Raw genomic sequence first — 22,837 nt, forward strand, 5'->3', positions numbered from 1 at the left:
GCGTGGGTGCGTCGGACCTCCACGCGGGGGTACTCCGCGACCCAGCGCTACCAAATTGGATCCAATTCTGGCAGTATCGGATCACATGCGGGGGAGTTCCGCCCCACGAGCCGCCGACGAGGAGACGCCCACGATGATCATCGACGCCTACAACACCACCCAGGACCGCCGCGGCCGCAGTGACTACCTGAGCGGCGTGCGCCCGGGTGAGGAGCCGCCGGCGTACACGCCGTTCGACGCGAACCGGATCCTCGACCGCATGGACGCCGCGGGGGTCGACCGCGCCATGGTCTGCTCGCTCGCGCAGGGGATCGAGAACGACTTCCTGATGGACCTGGTCGCCGCGCACCCGGACCGGCTGTTCGGCTTCGGCCAGGTCATGCCGCAGTGGGAGAACGCGACCGACGAGATCCGTCGCTTCGCCGAGGGCGGGCTGGTCGGCCTGAAGCTGCACCCCAGCCTGCACGGCTACCACGTCGCGGACCACGGCCTGCTCGACCCGCTGTTCGAGGTCTGCGCCGAGCTCGGCCTGCCGGTGCTGATCAACGCACTCGACGACGCGTTCTGTGCACCGTTCTCCATCGAGGAGATCGCGAGGAACTTCCCGACGGTGCCGACGATCATCGCCCACATGGGTGCGGTGTGGAACGTGCCGGAGGCGATCATCGTCGCCGAGCGGAACCCGCACGTGTACCTCGAGACCTCGGCCACCCTGATGTCCGACGTCAAGCGGGCGTACGCGCGCCTCGGCGCGGAGAAGATCCTGCTCGGGTCGGAGTGGCCGGGCAGCGACTTCGACCTCGAGCGCATGAAGATCGCGAAGGCGATCCCGGACGAGGCCGACCGGGCCCTGGTCGAGGGTGGCAACATGGCGCGGATCCTGGGCTGGTCGTGAGCGACTCGACGGGCGGGGCTCCGTCCGGCGGCAGTGCCCGACCGGTGCTCGCCGGCCCGCCGTCCGGGATGGACGCCGCGGACCAGGAGCTGCTCCGGATCGCGACGGACGTGCTCGACCGGCGGTACCGCACGGGGGTGCACGAGGTCGCCGCGGCACTCCGGCTCGCCGACGGGAGTGTGGTCACCGGGCTGCACGTCGAGGCATCGGCCGGCCGCGCGTCGGTGTGCGCCGAGTCCGCGGCACTGAGCGCGGCCGTCGTCGCCGGGTCGCCGGTGGTGTCGGTCGTGGGGGTGCTCCGCAGGCCGGGCGGGACGATGCACCTGATCGAGCCGTGCGGGGTCTGCGCGGAGCTGCTCGGTGACCACGCGCCCGACGCCCGGGTGTGGGTCGCGGTCGGGGACGGGTTCGGGCCGGTCGGGATCGCCGAGCTGCTGCCCTTCCGGCGGCGGCGGAGCGCGCGGGCGGCGGCCGGAGCGGCGGCGACGCCGTTCGGTTCGGCGACACCCTTCGGTTCGGCGACACCTGAGGTTTAACGCCCCCGAAACACCCCGGACCCGTGCGGTGTCGGATCCCGTCAGAGGATGACGGCGACGGCGCGCACCGGTCCCCACCCGCTGCACGATCCGTCCCGGAAGGAACCACCAGCATGCTCGCCGTCTCCGGCAACCCCGTCCTCATCGTCGTCGACGTCCAGGGCGGAGCCGCCTCGACGATGCCCACGCCCGGCATCCCCGTGATGGGCGGCCGTGCCGAGCGCGCACCGCGAGTGCGTGACCTCATCGAGCACTGCCGCTCCTCGGGCGTGCCCGTCGTCTTCATCCAGGAGGTCCACAAGCCGGACCTCGTCGACATCGGTCGGGAACTCGACGGCGCCGAGGGCCCGCACTGCATCGAGGGCGAGGAGCAGACCGAGCTGGCCTCGTGGATCGATCCTCGACCCGAGGAGTTCGTCATCCGCAAGCGGCGCTACTCGGCGTTCTTCGGCACCGAGCTCGAAATCGTGCTCAAGGCGTACAAGGCCGGCACCGTCCTGCTCGTGGGCGGACTCACCGACGTCTGCATCCACTACACGGCGGCCGACGCCCACCAGCACGACTACGCCGTCCGGGTCCTGACCGACTGCGTCGCCGGGTCGAGCGAACGCGCGCACGACGCGGCACTCGAGGCGATCGGGTACCTGCAGCGGGACGCCCTGGTGACCGCCGCGGACGTGCGCACCTGGCTCGACGAGCGGGAGCCCGTCGGTGTGTGAGGCGGCCGGGCGGTCCGCGCGGATCGTCGTCGGGCACGTCCGGACGATGGACCCGGTGCAGCCGACCGCCGAGGCCCTGCTCGTGGTCGGCGACCGGATCGCGGCCATCGGGACGCTCGACGACGTGCGGGCGGCGGCTCCGGAAGGCGCAGCAGAGGACCACGTCGAGGGCACCGTCCTGCCGGGGTTCACCGATGCGCACGCACACGCGCAGCGTGCCGGACTGAAAGCGCTGCAGCTCGTGGACGCCGACGCCGACGCAGCGACGTTCTCGGCCGCCATGCTCGCCGACGGCGACGCGGACCCGGACGCCCCGGACTGGATCGGGGACGCACCGCCGACGCTCGAGGACCGGCTCGCCGCGATCCGTCGCATCCAGCCGCTGCTGCACGCGATGGGGTTCACCGGCGTCGTCGACCCGGCCGTCACGCTGCCCGAGCTCGAGGGGTACCGGGAGGCGCACCGGCAGGGACTCCTGACGCTGCGCGTGGTCGCGATGCCCTACCCCGAGCTCGGCAGTGCAGCGGTCCCCGACGTCGACGCGGCCCTGGCGGTGCTCGACTCGATCGACGGCGTGACCGGTGACGGCGACGACCGCCTCCGGCTCGGCCCGGTCAAGGTCTACTACGACGGCGAGGGCATGAAGGGGCAGGCGCTGCTCGAACGGCCCTGGACCGGCGACGACCACGGCGTGCAGCGGATCTCGGCGGCTGACTTCGCCCGTCTGGCGTCGTCGTGCGTGGCCACGGGGTGGGGGCTCGGTGTGCACGCGGTGGGCAGTCGTGCGGTCGCCGAGGTGCTCGACGGGCTCGAGGCAGCGGAACGGGACACGGGACGATCGGTCGCCGGACTCCGCTGCCAGCTCATCCACGCGTACCTCGAACCGAGCGTCGCGAGCGCCGACCGTGCGGCACGCCTCGGCGTCGTGGCGTCGCTGCAGCCCTCGATCGCCTGGAAGAACGCCGCCGGGCTGCAGCGCCGGCTCGGCAGCCGTGTCGACGAGGTCAACCCGATGCGGACCTGGGCCGACGCCGGCGCCACGGTCGCCATGGGCTCGGACGCGCCGTACTTCCCCTTCGATCCGCGCGAGGTGGTCCCCGTCGCCGCAGCCCGTCGGATGCGCGGCCTGGATGAGCCGATCGGCCCGGCACAGGCGCTCTCGGTGCTCGAGGCGGTCGAGGCCTACACGCGCGGTGCCGCACACGCGTCCTTCGCCGAGGACCGCCGCGGCGTGCTGCGCGCCGGCGCCCTGTCGGACTGGGTGCTGCTCGACGTGGACCCGGCCGCGTGCACGGTCGACGAGTTCGCCGCGGCGCGGGTCCTGCGCACCGACGTCGGCGGCGCGACGGTCTTCGACGCCGCGGCTCGTCCCGGTCAGATGTAATCCACTCGAAACACAGTTGGATGCGGATTGTTCTAAATTGGATCCAAGTTGGACCCGACCCTGGGACTGACTCCCTGGCATCACCCCGAATCCCACTGGAGGACAGCACCATGGTGAGGAAGCGCATCCTCGTCGGCGTCGCGTTGGCGACCGCCGTCGGACTCTCGCTGAGCGCGTGCACCGCGTCCGGCTCCGCCGACGGCGGCGACAGCTCGTCGAGCACCGACACGATCAACGCAGAGCTCTGGTACGCCCCGGCGACCTTCGACCCCGCGAAGGCCTCGGCCAGCTCGGACGTCGAGGTCGCACGACTCGGCTTCGACACCCTGCTCCGACAGGGCGAGGGCGACGACGGCGGCTACATCGGCGGGCTCGCGACGAAGTGGGACGCCGAGTCGGCGTCGAAGTACGAGTTCACGATCCGCGACGGCGCCACGTGCTCCGACGGCACCGAGATCACGCCGACGGTCGTCGAGAAGTCCTTCGAGTACCTGGTCGGCCTCGACGACTCGGGTGCGCAGACCTGGAAGAACCAGGCCTTCGGCTCGGGTGACCCGGAGTTCACCGCCGACGACGCCGCCGGCACGCTGACGATCTCGCTCAGCGAGCCGTACTCGCAGCTGCTCGGCGGCCTGACCCGCCCCGGTACCGGGATCATCTGCCCGGCCGGTCTCGCCGACACGAAGGGCCTCGCGGCCGGCACCGTCGACGGCGCCTGGTCCGGCCCGTACACGCTCGCGAAGTCCTCGGCCGGCAAGAGCGTCTCCTACGCGCTGCGGTCCGACTACGACGCCTGGCCGGCGTGGAAGACCGTCACCGGTGAGCCGGCCAAGACGATCAACCTGACCGTGCAGGGCGACTCGAACACGAGCGCCAACCTGCTGCAGTCCGGCGGTGTCGACGTCGCACGCTTCTACGACTCGAACGCCGAGCGCTTCAGCGGCGACGACTACTCCACCGTGCAGTTCGCCAGCTCGGCCTACAACCTCGTGTTCAACGAGGCGGAGGGCTCCGGCTCGGTGTTCGCCGACGACCAGCCGCTCCGTGCCGCGGTCGCCCAGGCGATCGACACGAAGGGGTTCAACAACGCCGGTCTCGACGGACTCGGGGTCGAGCAGAACACGGTGAACGCGGCGAGCTACCGCTGCGCGCTGGACGACTCGTCCCTCGTGCAGTCCTACGACGCGAAGGCCGCGACGAAGGAGCTCACGGGCAAGACGATCCGGCTGCTCATCATGTCGAACTGGGACCCCGCCGCCGACTTCCTGGCGGAGTCGCTCCGGAACGCCGGTGCGACCGTGAAGGTCTCGGCTCCGGACCCTGCCGACTGGACCAAGCAGATGCGCACCGAACCCAAGACCTGGGACGTCGCCGTGGCGGCCGAGGACGCGCAGACCGGGCTGATCAACACCTCGATCGCGCGCTACGTCGGCCCGACCTACGCCGAGGGCGGCACCAACGTGTCGTCGAGCGACAACCCCGAGGGACTCGCGGCCTACCAGGCGGCGATGGCCACGTCGGACGCCGACCAGCAGTGCGAGGACTTCGCCACCGCGCAGAAGTCGATCCTCGAGCGCGTCGACATGACCCCGCTCATCACGGACACGCACCGGTACGTCGCCCGCAAGGGCTTCGAGACCCACGTGTTCTCGGGGTACTGGGACGTCTCCGCAATGCGGATCGTCTCCTGATCGCCTGACCGAACGAGCACCAAGCACCGCGCCACGCACCACGCACCACCCAACGCGCACCACCGCACCACCCCAGCCCGGACCGGAGCACCAGGAGGACCCGCGATGAGCACCACCACCGTCGACCATCTCCCCGTGCCCGGTCCGGGCACCCCCGGGTCTCCGGGGACCCCGACCGCCACAGCACCCCGGGCCGCGAGCCTCGGTGGCGCATGGCGCCGCTTCCTGCTCCGTCGCGCCGTCGGACTCGTCATCAACCTGGCGCTGCTCGTCCTCGTGACGTTCCTCATCGTGCAGCTCATCCCCGGCGACCCGGCAACGGCCATCGCCGGCGACACCGCGACGCTCGCCCAGGTCGAGCTCGTCCGGCACCAACTCGGTCTCGACCAGCCGATCCCCGTCCAGCTGTGGCACTACGTCGCCGGCGTCGTGCAGGGCGACTTCGGTGACTCGTACAAGTACCGCGCGCCGGCGATGGACATCGTCATGACGGCCGTGCCGTACACGCTGACGATCACGATCGCCGCGGTCCTGCTGCTGCTCGTCCTCGGACTCGCACTCGGCATGACCGTCGGTGTCCTCACCCGCGGCGACCGGCACCGCTGGCTCGACGTCTCGTTCTCGGCGGTCACCGGCCTGATCTCGTCGATCCCCACGTACGTGCTCGCCACCGGGTTCGTCGTCGTCTTCGCGGTCCTGCTGCACGTGCTGCCGCCCGCGTACTCGCCGGCCTACGACTTCGGCGCGGCGGCGGTCCTGCCGATCGCCTCGCTCACCGTGGGCGGCACGTGCTCGGTGGCCCGCATCGTCCGCCGCGAGACCGCCGTCATCCTCGAGCAGGACTACATGCGCACCGCCCGCGGGTGGCGGCTGCCGGCGCTGTCGATCTACGCCAAGCACATGCTGCCGAACCTGCTCACCACCGCACTGACGCTGTCCGGGATCATCCTGACGGCCCTGCTCGGCTCGGCACTCATCACCGAGGCGGTCTTCGCGTGGCCGGGCCTGGGCGGCGTCATCGTGCAGGCGATCGCGGTGGACAAGGACTACCCCGTGATCCGCGCCGCGGTCTTCGTGATCGGGCTCATCTCGCTCGTGATCACCCTGGTCATCGACATCATCCTGGGTCTCATCGACCCGCGCACCCTCGGGGAGAAGCGTGGCTGACACCATCACCACCGTCCGGGCCGCCACCACCGACCCGGCATCGCGTCCCCGGACCTTCGCGTGGAACGGCGGGCTGATCGTCGGCTTGGCGATGTTCGGGCTGATCCTGATCGTGGCGGTCGTCGCCCCGTTCGTGTTCGGCGCCCAGGCCACGGGCATCGGCGGTACCTCTGGGTTGGGGTCCACCGCCGAGCACCCGCTCGGTACCGACACCCTCGGCCGCGACATGCTCGCGCGCACCCTGGTCGCCACCCGGGCCACGGTCCTGATGGCGCTCGCCGCCACGGCCCTGTCCGCGATCGTCGGCATCGCGCTCGGCATCGGCGTCTGGCTCGCCCCCCGCCGGGTGCGCGAGCTCGGGCTGCGCGGGATCGAGTTCGCGGTCAGCTACCCGACGATGCTCGTCGCGATCATCGTCGCAGCGATCCTCGGGCAGGGCATGGTGCAGGTCGTCGTGGCCATCGCCGTCGCGAACATCGCCGGCTTCGCCCGTCTGACCGCCAACCTGGCGGCGAAGATCTCCACCAGCGAGTACGTCACGACGGCACGCCTGATGGGGGTCCCGGCGCACCGCGTCGCGATGCGGCACGTCCTGCCGAACATGGCCGAGCCGACGCTGATCCTGATCGCCGGCGCCTTCTCCGGATCGCTCGTCGAGATCTCCGGACTGTCCTTCATCGGCCTCGGCGCGCAGACCCCGGCGTTCGACTGGGGCACCCTGCTCAACGACGGGTTGGACCGGATCGTCGTGAACCCCGTCGTCATCGTCGGCCCCGCGGTCGCGCTGACCTTCGCCTCCCTCGCCGCCCTGCTCGTCGGGGACGGACTGGCCGCTGCCGCGAACCCGCGGTCGAACACCACGCGGTCCCGCACCACCCGCGCGACCGGCCCGTCGACGCTCGCGGTCGAGGACGACGCCGTGCTCGTCGCGGACGGCATCTCGGTGCAGCACGCCGCCAGCGGACGCGCCCTGGTCAAGGACGTCTCGTTCACCATCCGGCGGGGCGAAGTGCTCGGGATCGTCGGCGAGTCCGGTTCGGGCAAGTCGTTGACGGCTTCGCTCGTCGCCAAGCTGCTGGGCGAGGGACTCGAGGGCTCCGCGCGGCGGCTCGAACTCGGCGGCGTCGACCTGCTCGGTCGCGTGCCGGACCGCGTGCTCGCATCCCGCATCGGCCTGGTCTACCAGGACCCGGGCACCGCGCTGAACCCGGCCATGGTGCTCGGCATCCAGTTGTCCGACGTGCTGCGGATGCGGCTGCGCCACAGCCGACGTGACGCGATCCGGCTCCTGACGCAGGGCTTCCGCGCCGTGATGCTGACCGATCCCGAGGGTCGACTGCGCCAGTACCCGCACCAGCTCTCCGGCGGCATGAAGCAGCGCGCGATGATCGCGTCGGCGATGAGCACGAAGCCCGACCTGCTCATCGCGGACGAACCGACCACCGCCCTCGACGTCACCGTCCAGCGTGAGGTGCTGACCGTGCTGAAGCGGATGAACGAGGACTCCGGCACCGCCGTGCTGTTCATCTCCCACGACCTCGGCGTCGTCCGCGCACTGTGCGACCGGGTCCTCGTGATGCGGAACGGCGAGATCGTCGAGCGCATCGACGACGTCGCCGGGCTCTCCCCGGACACCGTCGACCACCCGTACACGAAGCAGCTCCTGGCGGCCACTCCGGTCGTGACGGTGCCCACGGAGTCCACGCGCACTGAGCAGGCGGAGGCACACGCATGACCGACACCACGACGACGCGCGAACGCCGCGCAACCGACACCGGCACGGCCCCCATGATCGACGTCCGCGCCCTCGACGTCGCGTTCGGCTCGACGACCGTCCTGCGCGGCGTCGACCTCCGCCTCGAGCGAGGTCGCACCGTGGGCGTCGTCGGCGAGTCCGGCTCGGGCAAGTCCACGCTCGCCAAGGTCCTGGTCGGCACCGTGAAGCCCGCCTCGGGCAGCGCCGCGGTGGACGGCGTCGACCTGACCGCGGCCGACCGGTCGACCCTGCGCGGCTACCGCCGCCGGGTCCAGATGATCCCGCAGGACCCGTACTCGTCGCTCTCGCCGCGACGGACCGTCGCGCAGACCCTGGCCGAGGCGATCGACCCCGTCCGCCCCCGGGTCGCCACCCACGAGGACCGCATCGGCGGCTGGCTCGAGCGGGTCGGGCTATCCCGGGACATGATGCACCGCTACCCGCACGAGTTCTCCGGCGGGCAACGGCAGCGCATCGCCATCGCCCGCGGCCTGGTCATCGACCCGCACCTGGTCATCGCCGACGAGATCACCTCGGCGCTCGACGTCTCGGTGCAGGCGCAGATCCTGGAGCTGCTCGCCGACATCAAGGAGTCCCTCGGCCTGACGATGATGTTCATCTCGCACAACCTGGCGGTCGTGCAACGTGTGAGCGACGAGGTCGTCGTGCTGTACCAGGGTGAGGTCGTCGAGGCCGGTCCGGTCGAGCAGATCTACGCCGATCCGCAGCACTGGTACACGCGCCGCCTGCTCGACGCGGACCCCGGTTCCGCACGTTTCAGCCTGGCCGGCTGACCGACCCGGAAGGCCCGCTGTGGCGGCACGACTCCCGACGACCCCGCACGCCGACGGCGTGCTCCGACTGGTCGGCGCGACCCTGGTCGACGGCACGGGTGCGCCGCCCCGCACCGACGCCGAGGTCGAGCTGCGTGACGGCGACGTCACCTACGTCGGTCCACGGCGCGCCCCGGCCGCGGACGTGCCGACGGTCGACCTGTCCGGCCGGTGGCTGCTGCCCGGCTTCGTCGACGCGCACGTGCACCTCAGCATGGTGCCGACGACACCCGAGGAGCAGCGGGCACGGTTCCCGGAGGAGCACGTGCTCGAGGTCGCCGAGGTGCTCCGGAGCACCCTGCACGCCGGCGTCACGACCGCGCGGGACCTGGACGGGCTCACCCCCGGCTACCGCGACGCCGTCGCCCGGGGCACCGTCGTCGGTCCGCGCCTGCACCTCGCGATCGCCATGCTCTCGCCGACCGGTGGCCACGCCGACCCGGTCCGGCCGAACGGGTCGCTGCCGGCCTGGGCCGTCCGGCCGGGCATGCCCACACCGGGCGTCGTGGACACCGACGAGGACGTCGTCCGGACGGTCCGCTCGCTGCTCCGCACCGGCGCCGACGCGATCAAGGTCTCCACGTCCGGTGGGGTCGGTTCGCCGACCGACGACCCGGACGACATCGGCATCACCGAGGACCAGGTGCGGCTCGTCGTCCGCCTGGTCGGCGAACGCGGCGGCCGCCCGGTCACCGCCCACGCGCTCACCGACGCCGCGGCCCGTGCCGCCGTGCTCGGCGGAGCCGCCAGCATCGAACACGGCTACGACCTGCACGACGACACCATCGCGCTCATGGTCGAACGCGGCACGGTGCTCGTCCCCACCCTCAGCACGCTCCTACGCGAACTCGACCCCTCCACCGCCTCTGCCGAACGCCTCGCACAGCGCGCGGCACTGCACGCTCGCGGCCTCGACAGCGTGCGACGCGCCGTCGCTGCCGGCGTGCCCGTCGCGCTCGGCACCGACGCGGGTGTGCACCCGCACGGTCGGAACCTCGCCGAACTCGCCCGCCTCGTGCAGGTCGGGCTCTCGCCGCTCGCCGCGATCACGGCCGGCACGCTGCAGGGTGCCCGGCTGCTCGGTCTGGAGGCCCGGCTCGGCTCCGTCGAGCCCGGCAAGGCCGGCGACCTGGTCGTCTCGGGCGTCGACCCGCTCGCCGACGTCGGCGCGCTGGCCGACGCTGCCAGCGTGCGCGCGGTCCTGCAGGCGGGTCGTGTGGTCAAGGACCTCGACGGACTGGTGACCACGGCCTCCTGACCGTGGCGCCACCCGCGCAGCCGGCGGTGGTCAGCGCAGCGCGGCCACCGCGCGCTCGATGACGGCGACGACCCGGTCCGGAGCGGCGTGCGCGACGGCGTGGCTCGTGTCGACCTCGTCGACCACCGCACCCATCCGGGCGACGAAGTCGCGCTGGATCGCGGGCAGCAGGTGCCGGTCGCTCGTGGCGACCAGGTACCAGCTCGGGCGGGTCCGCCAGGCGGGCTCTGCCGTGGGCTGCTGGAAGGCGGCGTCGGCGGTGACCCGCCCCTCGGCACGTGCGGCGCGCAGCACGTCCTCCGGGACGTCCCAGGCGAGCGCCAGCCGCGACTCCTCGTCGTCCTGTGCGATCCACTCGCCGGCCGGGCCGCGGTGCATGTACTGCGAGACGAGAGCGGGTTCCCGGGTCTCGACGATCCCGGAGACCGACTCACCGGCGTCCGGGGCGAAGGCTGCGACGTAGACCAGCCCGACGACGCGGTCGTGCGTGCCCGCGTTCGTGATGACGGCGCCGCCGTAGGAGTGGCCGACGAGCAGGACCGGGCCGTCGATGCCGTCGACCAGGGCGCGGACCGACGCCTCGTCGTCGCGGAGCGAGGTCATCGCGTTGTCGGCGAGCGTGTACGGGATGCGGCGGTCGCGCAGGAGTGGGGTGACGGACGACCAGGTGGACGGCGAACCGCCGGCACCGTGGACCAGGACCACGTGGACGCTCATGCGTGGGTCGCCACGGCGAGGGGGAGCAGGACGGTCGGAGCGGGAGCGGCCTCGCGCCCCGCGAACGGCACCGGCTGGCAGACCATCAGGTAGTCGCCGGGTTCGACCTCGGACAGGTCCGCGTTCTCGAGGATCACGACGCCGGCGCCGCACAGGGCGACGTGTGTCGGCCACGCCTCGGTGTGCGCCGGGGCCTCCATCGTCATGTAGTCGATGCCGGCGAACCGGACCCCGCGGTCGACCAGCCACTGTGCACCGCTCGGGCCGAGGCCGACCCACGTCTCCGACCGCTCGTTCCGGGTCAGCGCGTCGGTCGAGTTGCGCGTGCGGAACAGCACGCGCTCGGCACCGGCCGCACCCGCCACCTCGAGGTCGTCGGCGGTGATCTCCTCGACGACGTGTCGCAGGTCGAGGACGCGGACCGGGCCGACCACGCTCTCGAGCGCGATCTCGTCGACGGTCGTCGCACCGGGCACGAAGTGCGACGGGGCGTCGACGTGCGTGCCCGTGTGCGCACCGATCAGCCAGCGGGACACGTCCGACGGGTACCCGTCCGCGATCTCCTCGACCATCTCGAACGTGGGGCGCCGGCCCCAGTGCAGCATCTCGGGGGAGATGGGGATGTTGATGTCGATCGCGTCGGTCATGGCGTCCTCCCGGAACTCCGGCACAATGGATTCGGATTGGCACAAATTGTATCCAATCAGGCCGGAGGTGCAAGGGCATGGCGAAGACGTTCGACGGGGCGGTGTGGACCGGACCCGCACTCGGGGGCCGGCCACGCGGGCTCGTGCCGCTCGTGCTCGGGTGGGAACCGATCCCCGAGTCGATCTCCCTGCGGGGCGGCGATCCCGCACGCTTCCTCCTCGAACCCGTCACCGCCGCGGCCGTCGTCTTCGACCACGGCTGGGTGCTCCTCGACGGGGGGTTCAACGTCGACCGCGTGCGCGACCCCGAGGCGCGCGCCGCGCACTACGAGTACGAGAGCTACACCGCGGTCGTGCCACCGGGCGACGCGCTCGCCGAGGGGGTCGCGGCTGCGGGACTGGCGTGGGCCGACCTGGCGCTCTGCGCGATCTCGCACGTGCACCTCGACCACACGGGCGGCCTCCGGCTCGTCCCACCGGGCACCCCGGTCGCGCTGCAGCGACGGGAGTGGGACTGGTTGCGGAGCGGCATCGGTCGGCGGGAGACGGTCGTCGTCGACGACGTGCTCGACGCCGACGTCCGGGTGTCCCTGCTCGACGGGGACACGGAACTTGCATCCGGCCTGACCGCACTCGACACCCGCGGGCACACGCCGGGGCACCAGTCGTTCCGCGTCGACCTGCCGGATCGGACCGTGGTGCTCGCGTGCGACGCCGCCGACCTCGAGCGGAACCTCACCGAGCGGACTCCGTGTGGGTGGGTGGGGCGGGCCGGGGACGAGCTCGAGGCGCAGCGTTCGATCGACCGGCTGGCGGACCTGGCCGCCGAGCCCGGCGTCGAGGTCTGGCCCGGGCACGACCCCGAGTGGGCGGCCTGGCGGCGCTGAGCCGGCGGGTCCGAGCCAGCGGGGCACCGCGCTCGGGATGGGTCACCCTGCCCGCGGTGGTTGCTCCGGCAGTGCAGCCCACACGTCCGCCCAGATGAGCTCGAAGTCGACGGGCGCGAGCCGGTGCGCCCGCACCGCCCGTTCCAGGATCGAGAGCGCGTCGAGCGACCCGGCGAGGAGTCGCTCGTCGCCGTGCACCTCCGGCCGACCGTTGCCCAGGAACGTGGTCACGGTGATCGAGCGCACCCGTGGCCGCAGCCGCCTGGTGGCCCGGCCGAGGACGACGAACCCCGCGGCGTACAGGGCGAGCCCGACGGGCATGCCCGCCGCCGGTACCGAGACCGCGAGGACCACGACCACGAGCGCGGTGAACGCCCCGACGGCGGGCCACACGTGCCACGCCCGGAGCAGCAGGCGCTCACTCGTGTTCGTCCCGGGCGGGAACACGACGAGTGTCCGCGAGGTCCACATCGTGCGTCCCACCGGCCGGATCGTGTAGCGGCCCCACAGGTGCGGCCCCTCGATCAGGCGGTCGCGGACGGACGTCGCCGTGGTCACCGTCCCACCGGCAGGAGTTCGGCGCGGACCGGGACGACGTCCCGGTGCCGGACGGTCGTCAGGCAGGGGAAGCAGACCAGGTCGCCATCGCGGACGTCGGCCGGCAGCGGAGCCGGGAGGCGGTGGAACGGACCGTCGGCCTGACCGTCACATCGGGTGACGACGTACATCGTGGCGAGGGGAGCGGTGCTCCGGCGTCCGATCAGGCGCACCTGGTCGAGCACGGCGCAGGTCGGCAGGACCGCGTCCAGTTCCAGGAGCACCACCCCGGTGCGCGGCCGTCGCACCCGGGTCACCGACGCGACCGCGACGCTGACGTCTCGGGGGGTCCAGCCGCGGGGGCGGTAGCGCGGCGGCGACTGTTCCGCGGTGTGCACGCTCGGGGTGCCGGTCAGGTCGGCGAGCCGGACCATCGAGATCGCGGCGACGACCAGGTCGTCGGTGGTCGCCACGGTGTGGGCCGGCCACAGGACCGGGTCCATCGGATCCGGCAGGGACGCACGGAGCGTCGGCATGATCGCTGTCAGTGTCACACCGGACACGTTCCCGCGCGGACAGGCAAGGGGGAAGGTGCCCTGACGGAACCCCTACGCCCGAGTGCCCACTCCTGACGGCCTGCTCACTCGATGTCGACGTCCCGCTTGCCGCGCCGCACGATGAGCGGGTCCGGCTTGCCGATCACGTCGACGGCCTTGTCCGGGTAGTCGAACTGCGTCAGGAAGTACCGCATCGCGTTCAGGCGGGCGCGCTTCTTGTCGTTCGACCGCACGATGGTCCACGGCGCGTACCGCTTGTCGGTGCGCGTGAACATGGCGTTCTTCGCCTCGGTGTAGTCCTCCCAGCGGTCGAGGGACAGCAGGTCGATGTCGGACAGCTTCCACCGGCGGACCGGGTCGAGCTGCCGCATCGCGAACCGGGTGCGCTGCTCGCGGCGCGTGACCGAGAACCAGAACTTCGTCAGGTGGATGCCGGAGTCGACGAGCATCCGCTCGAACTGCGGCACCTGGGTCATGAACGACTCGTACTCGGCGTCGTCGCAGAACCCCATGACCCGCTCGACGCCGGCGCGGTTGTACCAGGAACGGTCGAACAGGACCATCTCGCCGGCCGACGGCAGGTGCTGCACGTAGCGCTGGAAGTACCACTCGCCGCGCTCCCGCTCGCTCGGCTTGCTGAGCGCCACGACGCGCGAGGTCCGGGGGTTCAGGTGTTCCGTGAACCGCTTGATGGTGCCGCCCTTGCCGGCGGCGTCGCGCCCCTCGAACAGCACGACGACCTTCTGCCCGGTGTCCTCGAGCCAGTACTGGCACTTCAGCAGTTCGATCTGCAGCTGGTACTTCGAGTACTCGTACTCGTCACGCGGCAGACGCTCGTCGTACGGGTAGTCGTCGCGCCACGTGAGGACGGGGTTGCCGTGCGGGTCGATGAGGTCCGGGTCGGCAGTGTGTCCGTCCGCGACGCTGTAGCCCTCGGTCCGGAGCTGCTCGATGTACTCCCGGAGCGGTTGCGAGTACGGCGCTGTGTCCACGGTGTCTCCCTCACTGCCCACCGGTCGACGGTCCGTCGATCGGTTCGTCCCCCATCCTGTCCTGCACAGCCGCACGGACGCCGAACCACGCGTGTCGTCCCGGTGGAGGTCGTCCTGCTCAGCCGACGCCGCACCGTGCCGCCCGGTCGTCATCCACTAGCGTCGTCAGCGGCCAAGTCCCCGACCCGGATCGAGCAACGATGCCTGACGTCCACCTCCCTGCCGCCGACCGCTACGAGCAGCTCCCGTACCAGCGCGTGGGGAGGAGTGGCCTCAAGCTGCCGCGCATCTCCCTCGGCCTGTGGAACAACTTCGGCGCCGACCGGGCGCTCGCGACGCAGCGCGACATCGTGCTGCACGCCTTCGACCGCGGGATCACCCACTTCGACCTGGCGAACAACTACGGTCCGCCTCCCGGGTCGGCCGAGGAGCAGTTCGGCCGCATCCTCGAGTCGGACCTGCGCCCGTACCGCGACGAGATCGTGGTGTCGACGAAGGCCGGCTACGACATGTGGCCGGGCCCGTACGGGGACCGGGGCTCCCGCAAGTACATGCTCGCGTCGCTCGACCAGTCGCTCGGGCGCCTCGGGCTCGACTACGTCGACGTCTTCTACTCGCACCGTCCCGACCCCGAGACCCCCATCGAGGAGACGGTCAGCGCGCTCGTGACCGCGGTCCGTTCGGGCAAGGCGCTGTACGCCGGCATCTCGAACTACGACCCGGAGCAGACCGCCGCGGCAGCCGAGGCGCTCGCCGCCGAGAACATGCACCTGCTCATCCACCAGCCGCGCTACAACATGTTCGACCGGGTCCCCGAGGACGGGCTCTTCGACGAGCTCACACGACTCGGCACCGGCGCGATCGTGTTCTCGCCGCTGGCCGGTGGGCTGCTGACCGACCGGTACCTGGACGGTTCGGTGCCGGTGGGTTCACGTGCCGCCGAGGGCCGTTGGTTCGGTGCGGACCGCATCGACGACGAGTACCTGACCACGGCGCGGGCGCTCAACGACATCGCGGCAGCACGCGGGCAGACGCTCGCGCAGCTCGCGATCACGTGGGTGCTCCGGCAGCCGGCCGTCACGTCGGCGCTGGTCGGGGCATCGAGTGTCCGTCAACTGGACGGCACGCTCGACTCGCTCGCGGGCGCCCCGCTCACCGACGAGGAGCTCGCGGCGATCGACGCACTGGTGCCGCGCGGCTGAGCCGCGCGGCGCGGTGGACGCGACGAGATGACAGACGGGAGGTGGGCCCCACCCGCCGGTACCGGCGCACCGCGCCAGCGGGGCGACGGCCGTGACGGGAGGGACGGTGCCAGCTGGCACCGCGCCTCCCGTCCGTCAGTGGGTTGCCCCTAGACCGCCGCGGTCGCCTCGTCGCGGTGCGGGAGCTTCCAACCCGGACGCACGAAGTGGCACGTGTACCCGGCGGGGTACTTCTCGAGGTAGTCCTGGTGTTCCTCTTCGGCCTGCCAGAAGTCGCCTGCGGGCTCGACCTCGGTGACGACCTTGCCGGGCCAGATGCCGGACGCGTCCACGTCGGCGATGGTGTCGCGCGCGACCTGCTCCTGCTCGGGCGAGGTGAAGAAGATCGCCGAACGGTAGGCACGGCCGACGTCGTTGCCCTGGCGGTCCTTCGTCGACGGGTCGTGGATCTGGAAGAAGAACTCGAGCAGGTCGCGGTACGAGATCACCGACGGGTCGAAGACGATCTCGACAGCCTCGGCGTGGTCACCGTGGTTGCGGTACGTCGCGTTCGGGGTGTCACCACCCGAGTAGCCGACGCGGGTGCTGACGATGCCGGGTCGGCGACGGAGGAGCTGCTGCGCTCCCCAGAAGCAGCCGCCGGCGAGGATGGCGGTTTCGGTGGTGGTCATGGTGGCCTCCTGAGGTCGTCGTGCCGCTGGCTGCGGCACCGTGTGGTGCAACCGGCAACAGGGCTGCGGTGTTCCCGTGTCGCCGGATGTCGGGTCGCGTCAGTTCGTGGTGTCCTCGAGCGCGTCGAGCGCGGCCACGTCGTCGGCGGCGAGCACGAAGTCGACGTCGGCGTTCGCGGCGATGCGCGACGGGGTCGTGGACTTCGGCAGGGGCAGGACGTCCTTCTCGAGCAGGTAGCGGATCGCGACCTGGGCGACGGACTTGTCGTACTTCGCCGCGATCTCGGCGATCTGCTCGTTCTCGAGCAGCCCTCCGGTGGCGAGCGGGGAGTATCCCTCGGTCAGGATGTCGTGCTCGCGGTCGAAGGCGGTCGTGTCGTCCTGGGTGTTGCCGATGAACCAGCGGATCTGGTTGGCGTGCGGGACGACGTCGGTGCGGCCGAGCAGGTCCTCGAGGTCGGCGACGGCGAAGTTCGAGACACCGATGCTCTTGGTGCGGCCGGCGTCGTAGAGCTCCTCGAAGACCTTCCAGACCTCGACGTTGCCGTCGCGGTGGTCCGAGCCCATCTCGCTCCAGGGCCACGGCGCGTGGATCAGGTACAGGTCGACGTGTCCGAGGTCGAGGTTGCGGCTGGACTCCTCGAAGGCGTCGCGGGCGCCGGACGCGGTCTTGACCTCGGCCGGCAGCTTCGTGGTGATGAAGAGTTCGTCGCGGGGGATGCCGCTGTCACGGACGGCCTCGCCGACGCTGGCCTCGTTGCCGTAGGCCAGGGCGGTGTCGATGTGGCGGTAGCCGAGGTCGAGCGCGGTCTTCGTGGCGTCGTACGCGTCGGAACCGGACGGGATCTGCCAGGTGCCGAAGCCGATCTTCGGGATGTGCAGGCCGTTGGACAGGGTGAACGTGTCGATGAGAGCGGGCATGCGTCGGACAGTACGCCGCGGGTTGGTGGACGTGTGGAGCGCCGCCGCCGCGCACCGCGCCCCTGCACGGGCATCGCGCCCCGACTCACATGGGCGCGATGCCCGCCAGCGGGCGCGAACGCGACGGACGACGGACGACGGTCAGCGCGTGCGCGCGCCGATGCGCGGCAGCACGAAGCCGAGCACGATCATCGCGACGGCGAGGAACGCGTGCAGGACGTTGTCCGCGCTGTTCAGGGGGACGAAGTTCGCGGGGTCCGCCATGCCGGCCGTGAACAGGCCGTAGACGAACAGGACCGCGTAGACGATGCCGCCGACGACCAGGTACAGGCGAGCGCCCGACGCCGAACGGGCTGCGATGAGTCCGACGATGCCGAAGAGCAGGTGCACGATGTTGTGCAGGACCGACACCTGGAACAGACCCAGGAGCAGGGCCATGGAGCCGTGGCCGGCCATCGACATGGATCCCATGTCCATCGTGAGCCCGGGGATGAAGCCGGCGATGCCGACGATCAGGAAGACGACACCGAAGAGGAGCGCACCCTTCTGGGTCCACGTCGAGCCGGTGCGGTTGCGAGCGGTTGCTGCGTTGCTGGTCATGGTGAGACCTCTCTTGTCGAGCGCGCCACGGATGTTGCGCACAGGGGATTCGGGGCCGATGCGCAGTCGGATTGCAGGGGTCATCCGATTTCCGAACGCCGGTGATCCTGCTGAGTCGGCCCGCATGCCCCGCTGCCTACGCTCCGCCGTACGGCAACACCGACGGAAGGCAGCACCATGGCAAGCGGAGTCGCAGCGGTATGGGTCCCGGTCACCGACATGCAGCGGGCGGTCGCGTTCTACCGCGACACCCTCGGGCTGACGGTCACGGACGAGTCCGACGACTGGAGCGAGATCGACGCGAACGGCCTGATGATCGGTCTGAACGGCCGTGAGTCGGCGAGCCCGTCGAGCGGCGGGGGAGCGGTCGTCACGTTCCAGCCGGACGGGTCGATCGAGGACGAGCTGGCGAGCATCCGCGAGCGCGGTGCGGACGTGCAGGGCGAGATCAGCGAGCACCCGTGGGGCAAGATCGTCCCGTTCAAGGACAGCGAGGGCAACGACCTGCAGTTCTACGCGCCGCCGCAGGGCTGACGCGGTCCCAGGACGGACGGGAGGCCCGGTGCCAGCTGGCACCGGGCCTCCCGTCTGCACGTGGTCGCCTGCAGAGCGCTACGCGACCGCGATCTCGTTGGGCACGCCCGGCAGTGCGTCGCTGGAGGCGACGACCTTCCCGGTGGTCAGGTCGACCGCGTGCACCTTCTGCTCGGCGGGGTCGGTGACGTAGGCGATGTCGCCCGCGACCTTCACGGCGGGGTGGGCGTCCTGCCACTCGGCCGGGCCCTCCCACGCGTCGATCACGGGGAACGAGTCGAGCTGGTCGCCGGTGGTCTCGTCGAAGGTGTGCAGGGCGCCGTCGTCACCGAGGACCACCGCTTCGTCGCCGGGGCCGCGTGCGAGGTCGCGGAACGTGAAGCCGACGCCGTCGGGCATGTCCGCGACGGTGTACTTCCCCGAGGCCGCGTCGATCAGGGCGATCTGGTCGAGCAGGTAGCCCTCGCTGTCCGGGTCGTCGTTGTAGTCGCCGACCGCGACCGATGACGTGTCCGTGGTGAACAGGTTGCCGGTGCGGCCGTACTCGGTGGGGGCGTCGAGCTTCTCGAACGCGCCGTCGGTGTAGACGAGGGCGCCGTCGGTGCAGCCGAACACCGCGACCTCACCCGAGACCGCACCTTCGCCGTGCACGTCCGGGCACTGCTCGGACCGGGTGATCTCCTCGCCGTCGGCGTCCAGGGCGCGCACGCCGGAGCGGCTCTCCTCGGTGCCGATGGTCGTCAGGAGCGTGCCGTCCTCGAGCTCGATCGCGACGCCGTGGTGGGCGGCCTCGGACTCCGTCGTCTCGACCTCGGGCAGCTCGGCGCCGTCGAGCTCGGTGTTGTCGAAGGTCGTCACGTCGCCGGTGCCGTCGGCGAACAGGGCGGTGCGGTCGCCGTGCACGACGGCGTGCCCGCCGGTGTCGGCCGGGAAGAGCGCGTCGGTCAGGGCCGGGTCCGCCGCGGTGTCGAGCACCCGGAAGCCCTCCGGCACCGTGACGAGCACGTGGCGGCCGTCGCCGGCGGGGTTCACGCGGGTGAAGCCGTCGACGGCGTCGTCGGCCACGACCCGCAGGTCCTGGTCGAGCACGAGCAGCCCGCCGTCGTAGGTGAGTGTGATGCGGGTGCCGTCGGCCTTCGGGGTCGAGGTCCGCTCGGCGTCGGCGGTGGTGGTGGCGCACCCGGTCAGGGCCAGGGCTGCGGCACCGAGCAGCGCGGTCGGCAGTGCCGCGGCGCGGAGGGTCTTGGTTCTGGTCATGGACATCACTGTACTGATTCTCATTCTCATCAAGAAATCGGAGTCGCCAGGCCGTCGACGATCGCCTCGGTGTTCGAGCGCATCATCCCGAGGTAGGTCGACGCCGCGCCGTCCTCGGTCAGGGACTCGGTCGCCAGCGAGCGGATCGACACCTGCACGTCGACCTCCTCCGCCAGGACCTCGGCCAGGCGTGCGGGTTGCGAGGCATCGGCGAAGATCGTCGGGACGCCCGCCTGCTCGATCGCGTCCGCCAGGTCACGCAGGTCGGCGGCGCTCGGGGATGCCAGGGTCGTGCCGCTCGGGATCACGGCCCCCACCACCCGGAACCCGTAGCGGTCGGCGAGGTACCCGAACACGTGGTGGTTCGTCACCAGGGCCTTGCGATCGGCGGGGACGGTCTCGAAGGCGGCGGTCATGTCGGCATCGAGGGCGTCGAGCCGGTCGGTGTACGCCTCGGTGCCGGGTGCGTCGATGCCGACGGCGTCCAGTTCGTCGTCGAGGGCCTCGACCACGTCGACCATCCGCGCGGGGTCCGTCCAGAAGTGCGGATCGGGGCCGCTGTCGTCATCGGTGGTCCACTCCAGGGCGTCGATCGCGTCGCCGGCGGTGAACACGGGCACGCCGTCGTCGGCCGCGGCGCGGACGTGGTGGGCCACCCCTTCCTCGAGCCCGAGGCCGTTCTCGACCACCAGGTCCGCGCTCCGGAGTCGAGCCGCCTGCTGCGCGGACACCTCGAACGAGTGCGGATCGCCACCGGGCGGCATGAGCACCATGACGTCGGCCCGGTCCCCGACGACCTCGGTCACGACGTCGCCCAGGATGTTCGTCGTGACGGCGACGAGCGGACGGTCCGAGCCCGCGGTGGTGCAGCCGGCGGCGGTGACGGCGACGGCTGCGACGACGAGCGCCACGGTCAGTGTCCGCGCGGTGCGCCGGACGGGCGTGCTCCCGCTCACCGTCCCACCTCGGCGAACGCGGCGGGCGCGAACGGCAACTCGATGGTCCGGGCCACGCGGGCGCCGTCCGCGAAGTCGATCTCGTGCACGACGGCACTCGTCGGGTCGGCCACGTAGGCGCGCTGCGCGTCGAGCTGCAGCAGCGGCGCGGTGTCGCCGTCCACCACGGGAGCGGTGGTCGCGACGGCACCGGTGGACGCGGTCACGACGACGACCCGGCCGGTGTCGTCGACCCCGACCACGTGCTCGTCCTGGTCGTCGACGGCGACCACGGCGCGCAGTGGCCGTTCGGTCGCGACGTGCTGCCACGCGCGTTCCCGCACGTCGAGCAGCCAGAACCCGGTGTCGCCCGCGAGTCCGGCGACCGTGGGGCGGCCGGCCCGCGCGGCGAAGTCGGTCGGTCGCTCGGCGTCGTCCGGCAGCGCGACGAAGGAGGTCCCGCCGGCGTCGTCGACGACGACGGCTCCGTCGGCGCACCCCACCACGGCGCCGGCGCGGGTGACGATCCCGCCGGCCGGGTCGGTGCAGGGCCGTCCGGCTCCGGTCGACCCGGTCCGCTCTCCGTCGGCATCGAGGACGTGGACGGTGTCGCCCTCGGCGGCCACCAGGTGCTCGCCGAGCGGCAGCAGCACGGTTGCGTCCAGTCGTGCGGTCTCGTCGAGCTCGCCCTGCCCGAGTGCCGCGCGGTCGAGCACCACTGCTTCGCCGCGTTCCGGCCAGGCGATCGTGGTCAACGTCTCCGAGGAGTGCACCTGGACCGGGCCGCCGCCCGCGAGCGTCCCGACGACGCGCGGCTCGGCGGCGTAGTAGTGCGTGTGGTCGCCGTGGTCGACGGTCCAGGAGCCGCCGTCGACGACCGTGGTGCGGTCGCCGTCGCTCGTCACGAGGAACCGGCCGTCGGTCGCGGCGTGCTCGGCCGCGTCGACGTGGTCCAGGTCGGTCGTCTCGCCGGTGAGCAGGTCGTGCAGCGCCGTCTCGCCGGTCGCGGCGACGGCCAGGAGGCCCAGCTGGGGTTCCTGGGACTCGGTCGCGCCCGCCACGTACCCGTGTGGAGCCGTGGTCGCGGTGGCGACGTCGGCCTGCGGCGCCGAGGTGGTGGAGCACGCCGTGGCGGCGAGGGCGAGGCCGGCCGTCAGGCCCACGGCTCCCAGGAGTCGTGTCGTCCGGAGTCGTGTGTTCGCGCGGTCGGTGGTCGGGTCGTGGTTCATGGTGCCTCTCGTGCTGGTGTTCGGACGGGGTGTGCGTCGCTCCGTGCGGTGGCGCGCGCGATCGTGCGTGCGACCGCGGCGGTCGCGCGGGACAGGGCGACCCCCGCGACGGCGACGGCCGCGATGCTGGCGCCGGCGGCGGTGCCGGCGTGCCACGAGACGAGCAGCCCGACCAGCACGGCGACGACACCGAGCACCGCGCCGAGGAGCATCGTCGAGGCCACGTGCTTCGTCCAGGCGCGGGCCGCTGCGGCGGGCGCGAGCAGCAGTCCGACGACCAGCAGGGTCCCCACCGCGCGGTAGGACGCCACGACGGCGAGCGTGACCAGGCCGATGAGGACCACCTCGGCGAGCCGTGGGTGCAGGCCGAGCGTCGCGGCCTTGCGGACGTCGAACGCCAGGGCGGTGAACGGCCGGTGGAACACGGCGGCGACGACCAGTGCGACGGCGACCGCGACCGCCAGTCCGCCGAGGTCGGCGCGGGTGACGGCCAGCACGTCGCCGAACAGGATCGCGGTGACGTCGGTGGCGAAGGACCTCGATGCCGACACGATGATGACCCCGAGCGCGAGCATGCCCACGAAGAGCAACCCGATCGAGGTGTCGTACGACAAGCCACCGCGTCGTCGCAGCGCCCCGACGCCGAACACCATCACCCCGGCGCTGACGGCGGCACCGAGCACCGCGGGGACGCCGGTGAGGGCTGCGATCGCGACGCCGGGCAGCATGCCGTGCGACAGTGCCTCGCCCAGGAACGCCATCCCGCGCACGAGCACCCAGGTGCCGACGACGGCGCACAGGACCGCGGCCAGGGCGCCACCGGTCAGGGCGCGCACCATGAAGTCGACGGTGAAGGGATCGGTCAGCCAGGTCACGGTCCGAGACGCTACATGAAAACGAGTATCGATACTG

At 71.7% G+C, this 22,837-nt stretch carries 24 protein-coding genes; 12 read left to right on the forward strand and 12 right to left on the reverse strand.

The window, feature by feature from the left end; genetic code table 11:
• Positions 1–133: 133 nt before the first annotated feature.
• The 9 genes from ACXKZB_RS01565 (at position 134) to ACXKZB_RS01605 (ending at position 10,239) form a co-directional block, all read left to right on the forward strand.
• Positions 134–895, forward strand: coding sequence for an amidohydrolase family protein (locus tag ACXKZB_RS01565; protein ID WP_133938734.1), 762 nt, complete (start codon positions 134–136; stop codon positions 893–895).
• A complete protein-coding gene (locus ACXKZB_RS01570; RefSeq protein WP_488824431.1) occupies positions 892–1,431 on the forward strand; it encodes a cytidine/deoxycytidylate deaminase family protein in 540 nt (179 codons plus the stop codon). The genes ACXKZB_RS01565 and ACXKZB_RS01570 overlap by 4 nt, the downstream gene beginning before the upstream one ends.
• Before the next feature lie 113 nt (positions 1,432–1,544).
• Positions 1,545–2,150 carry a cysteine hydrolase family protein gene (locus tag ACXKZB_RS01575; RefSeq protein ID WP_488824432.1) on the forward strand — a complete coding sequence of 202 codons (606 nt, stop codon included), beginning with the start codon at positions 1,545–1,547 and terminating at the stop codon, positions 2,148–2,150.
• Positions 2,143–3,534 (forward strand): amidohydrolase, encoded by a 1,392-nt coding sequence (locus ACXKZB_RS01580; protein ID WP_488824433.1) that lies wholly within the window; start codon positions 2,143–2,145, stop codon positions 3,532–3,534. The genes ACXKZB_RS01575 and ACXKZB_RS01580 overlap by 8 nt, the downstream gene beginning before the upstream one ends.
• Positions 3,535–3,644: 110 nt before the next feature.
• Positions 3,645–5,225, forward strand: coding sequence for an ABC transporter substrate-binding protein (locus tag ACXKZB_RS01585; protein ID WP_488824434.1), 1,581 nt, complete (start codon positions 3,645–3,647; stop codon positions 5,223–5,225).
• A gap of 105 nt (positions 5,226–5,330) precedes the next feature.
• Positions 5,331–6,392, forward strand: a complete 1,062-nt coding sequence (locus tag ACXKZB_RS01590) for an ABC transporter permease (RefSeq protein ID WP_488824435.1) — start codon at positions 5,331–5,333, stop codon at positions 6,390–6,392.
• On the forward strand, positions 6,385–8,127 hold the full coding sequence (locus ACXKZB_RS01595; RefSeq protein WP_307804535.1) for a dipeptide/oligopeptide/nickel ABC transporter permease/ATP-binding protein: 1,743 nt from the start codon (positions 6,385–6,387) through the stop codon (positions 8,125–8,127). The genes ACXKZB_RS01590 and ACXKZB_RS01595 overlap by 8 nt, the downstream gene beginning before the upstream one ends.
• Positions 8,124–8,942: an ABC transporter ATP-binding protein gene (locus ACXKZB_RS01600; protein ID WP_488824436.1), complete on the forward strand. Its 819-nt coding sequence runs from the start codon at positions 8,124–8,126 to the stop codon at positions 8,940–8,942. The genes ACXKZB_RS01595 and ACXKZB_RS01600 overlap by 4 nt, the downstream gene beginning before the upstream one ends.
• A gap of 19 nt (positions 8,943–8,961) precedes the next feature.
• The gene (locus ACXKZB_RS01605; protein WP_488824437.1) at positions 8,962–10,239 is read left to right on the forward strand and encodes a metal-dependent hydrolase family protein; all 1,278 of its coding nucleotides are present in this window, start codon (positions 8,962–8,964) and stop codon (positions 10,237–10,239) included.
• 30 nt (positions 10,240–10,269) lie between these two features.
• On the opposite strand, the gene ACXKZB_RS01610 is transcribed toward ACXKZB_RS01605, so the two are convergent.
• Both ACXKZB_RS01610 and ACXKZB_RS01615 read right to left on the reverse strand, forming a co-directional pair.
• Positions 10,270–10,956, reverse strand: coding sequence for an alpha/beta fold hydrolase (locus ACXKZB_RS01610; RefSeq protein WP_488824438.1), 687 nt, complete (start codon positions 10,954–10,956; stop codon positions 10,270–10,272).
• On the reverse strand, positions 10,953–11,603 hold the full coding sequence (locus ACXKZB_RS01615; protein WP_488824439.1) for a cyclase family protein: 651 nt from the start codon (positions 11,601–11,603) through the stop codon (positions 10,953–10,955). The genes ACXKZB_RS01610 and ACXKZB_RS01615 overlap by 4 nt, the downstream gene beginning before the upstream one ends.
• A gap of 77 nt (positions 11,604–11,680) precedes the next feature.
• Here ACXKZB_RS01615 and ACXKZB_RS01620 point away from each other — a divergent pair, with 77 nt between their 5' ends.
• Positions 11,681–12,490, forward strand: coding sequence for an N-acyl homoserine lactonase family protein (locus ACXKZB_RS01620; RefSeq protein WP_488824440.1), 810 nt, complete (start codon positions 11,681–11,683; stop codon positions 12,488–12,490).
• Between the two features lie 42 nt (positions 12,491–12,532).
• Here ACXKZB_RS01620 and ACXKZB_RS01625 read toward each other — a convergent pair whose 3' ends face one another.
• From ACXKZB_RS01625 to ppk2, 3 genes are all read right to left on the reverse strand, one after another.
• Positions 12,533–13,048 carry a DUF6611 family protein gene (locus tag ACXKZB_RS01625; protein WP_488824441.1) on the reverse strand — a complete coding sequence of 172 codons (516 nt, stop codon included), beginning with the start codon at positions 13,046–13,048 and terminating at the stop codon, positions 12,533–12,535.
• Entirely contained in the window at positions 13,045–13,581 is a 537-nt protein-coding gene (locus tag ACXKZB_RS01630) for a hypothetical protein (protein WP_173170142.1), read from the reverse strand. The genes ACXKZB_RS01625 and ACXKZB_RS01630 overlap by 4 nt, the downstream gene beginning before the upstream one ends.
• An 86-nt stretch (positions 13,582–13,667) precedes the next feature.
• Positions 13,668–14,576 carry a polyphosphate kinase 2 gene (ppk2, locus tag ACXKZB_RS01635; protein WP_488824442.1) on the reverse strand — a complete coding sequence of 303 codons (909 nt, stop codon included), beginning with the start codon at positions 14,574–14,576 and terminating at the stop codon, positions 13,668–13,670.
• 200 nt (positions 14,577–14,776) lie between these two features.
• Between ppk2 and ACXKZB_RS01640 the strand changes: the two genes are divergently transcribed.
• Positions 14,777–15,778: an aldo/keto reductase gene (locus ACXKZB_RS01640; RefSeq protein WP_488824443.1), complete on the forward strand. Its 1,002-nt coding sequence runs from the start codon at positions 14,777–14,779 to the stop codon at positions 15,776–15,778.
• A gap of 149 nt (positions 15,779–15,927) precedes the next feature.
• Here ACXKZB_RS01640 and msrA read toward each other — a convergent pair whose 3' ends face one another.
• From msrA to ACXKZB_RS01655, 3 genes are all read right to left on the reverse strand, one after another.
• A complete protein-coding gene (gene msrA, locus ACXKZB_RS01645) occupies positions 15,928–16,449 on the reverse strand; it encodes a peptide-methionine (S)-S-oxide reductase MsrA (protein WP_488824444.1) in 522 nt (173 codons plus the stop codon).
• 99 nt (positions 16,450–16,548) lie between these two features.
• Positions 16,549–17,370 (reverse strand): aldo/keto reductase, encoded by an 822-nt coding sequence (locus ACXKZB_RS01650; protein ID WP_488824445.1) that lies wholly within the window; start codon positions 17,368–17,370, stop codon positions 16,549–16,551.
• Positions 17,371–17,511: 141 nt separating this feature from the next.
• Positions 17,512–17,970, reverse strand: a complete 459-nt coding sequence (locus tag ACXKZB_RS01655; protein WP_123312179.1) for a DUF4383 domain-containing protein — start codon at positions 17,968–17,970, stop codon at positions 17,512–17,514.
• A gap of 177 nt (positions 17,971–18,147) precedes the next feature.
• Here ACXKZB_RS01655 and ACXKZB_RS01660 point away from each other — a divergent pair, with 177 nt between their 5' ends.
• Entirely contained in the window at positions 18,148–18,504 is a 357-nt protein-coding gene (locus ACXKZB_RS01660) for a VOC family protein (protein WP_488824446.1), read from the forward strand.
• Positions 18,505–18,582: 78 nt separating this feature from the next.
• Here ACXKZB_RS01660 and ACXKZB_RS01665 read toward each other — a convergent pair whose 3' ends face one another.
• From ACXKZB_RS01665 to aztB, 4 genes are read right to left on the reverse strand one after another with little or no spacing between them, the layout of a single operon-like run.
• A complete protein-coding gene (locus ACXKZB_RS01665; protein WP_488824447.1) occupies positions 18,583–19,761 on the reverse strand; it encodes a hypothetical protein in 1,179 nt (392 codons plus the stop codon).
• 29 nt (positions 19,762–19,790) lie between these two features.
• A complete protein-coding gene (locus ACXKZB_RS01670; protein WP_488824448.1) occupies positions 19,791–20,717 on the reverse strand; it encodes a metal ABC transporter solute-binding protein, Zn/Mn family in 927 nt (308 codons plus the stop codon).
• Complete coding sequence (locus ACXKZB_RS01675; protein WP_488824449.1) at positions 20,714–21,925, reverse strand: YncE family protein; 1,212 nt, start codon at positions 21,923–21,925, stop codon at positions 20,714–20,716. The genes ACXKZB_RS01670 and ACXKZB_RS01675 overlap by 4 nt, the downstream gene beginning before the upstream one ends.
• Positions 21,922–22,800: a zinc ABC transporter permease AztB gene (aztB, locus tag ACXKZB_RS01680; protein ID WP_488824450.1), complete on the reverse strand. Its 879-nt coding sequence runs from the start codon at positions 22,798–22,800 to the stop codon at positions 21,922–21,924. Before aztB ends, ACXKZB_RS01675 begins: the two co-directional genes overlap by 4 nt.
• Between the last annotated feature and the right edge of the window lie 37 nt (positions 22,801–22,837).

The organism is Curtobacterium sp. ABR8, from assembly GCF_057812125.1.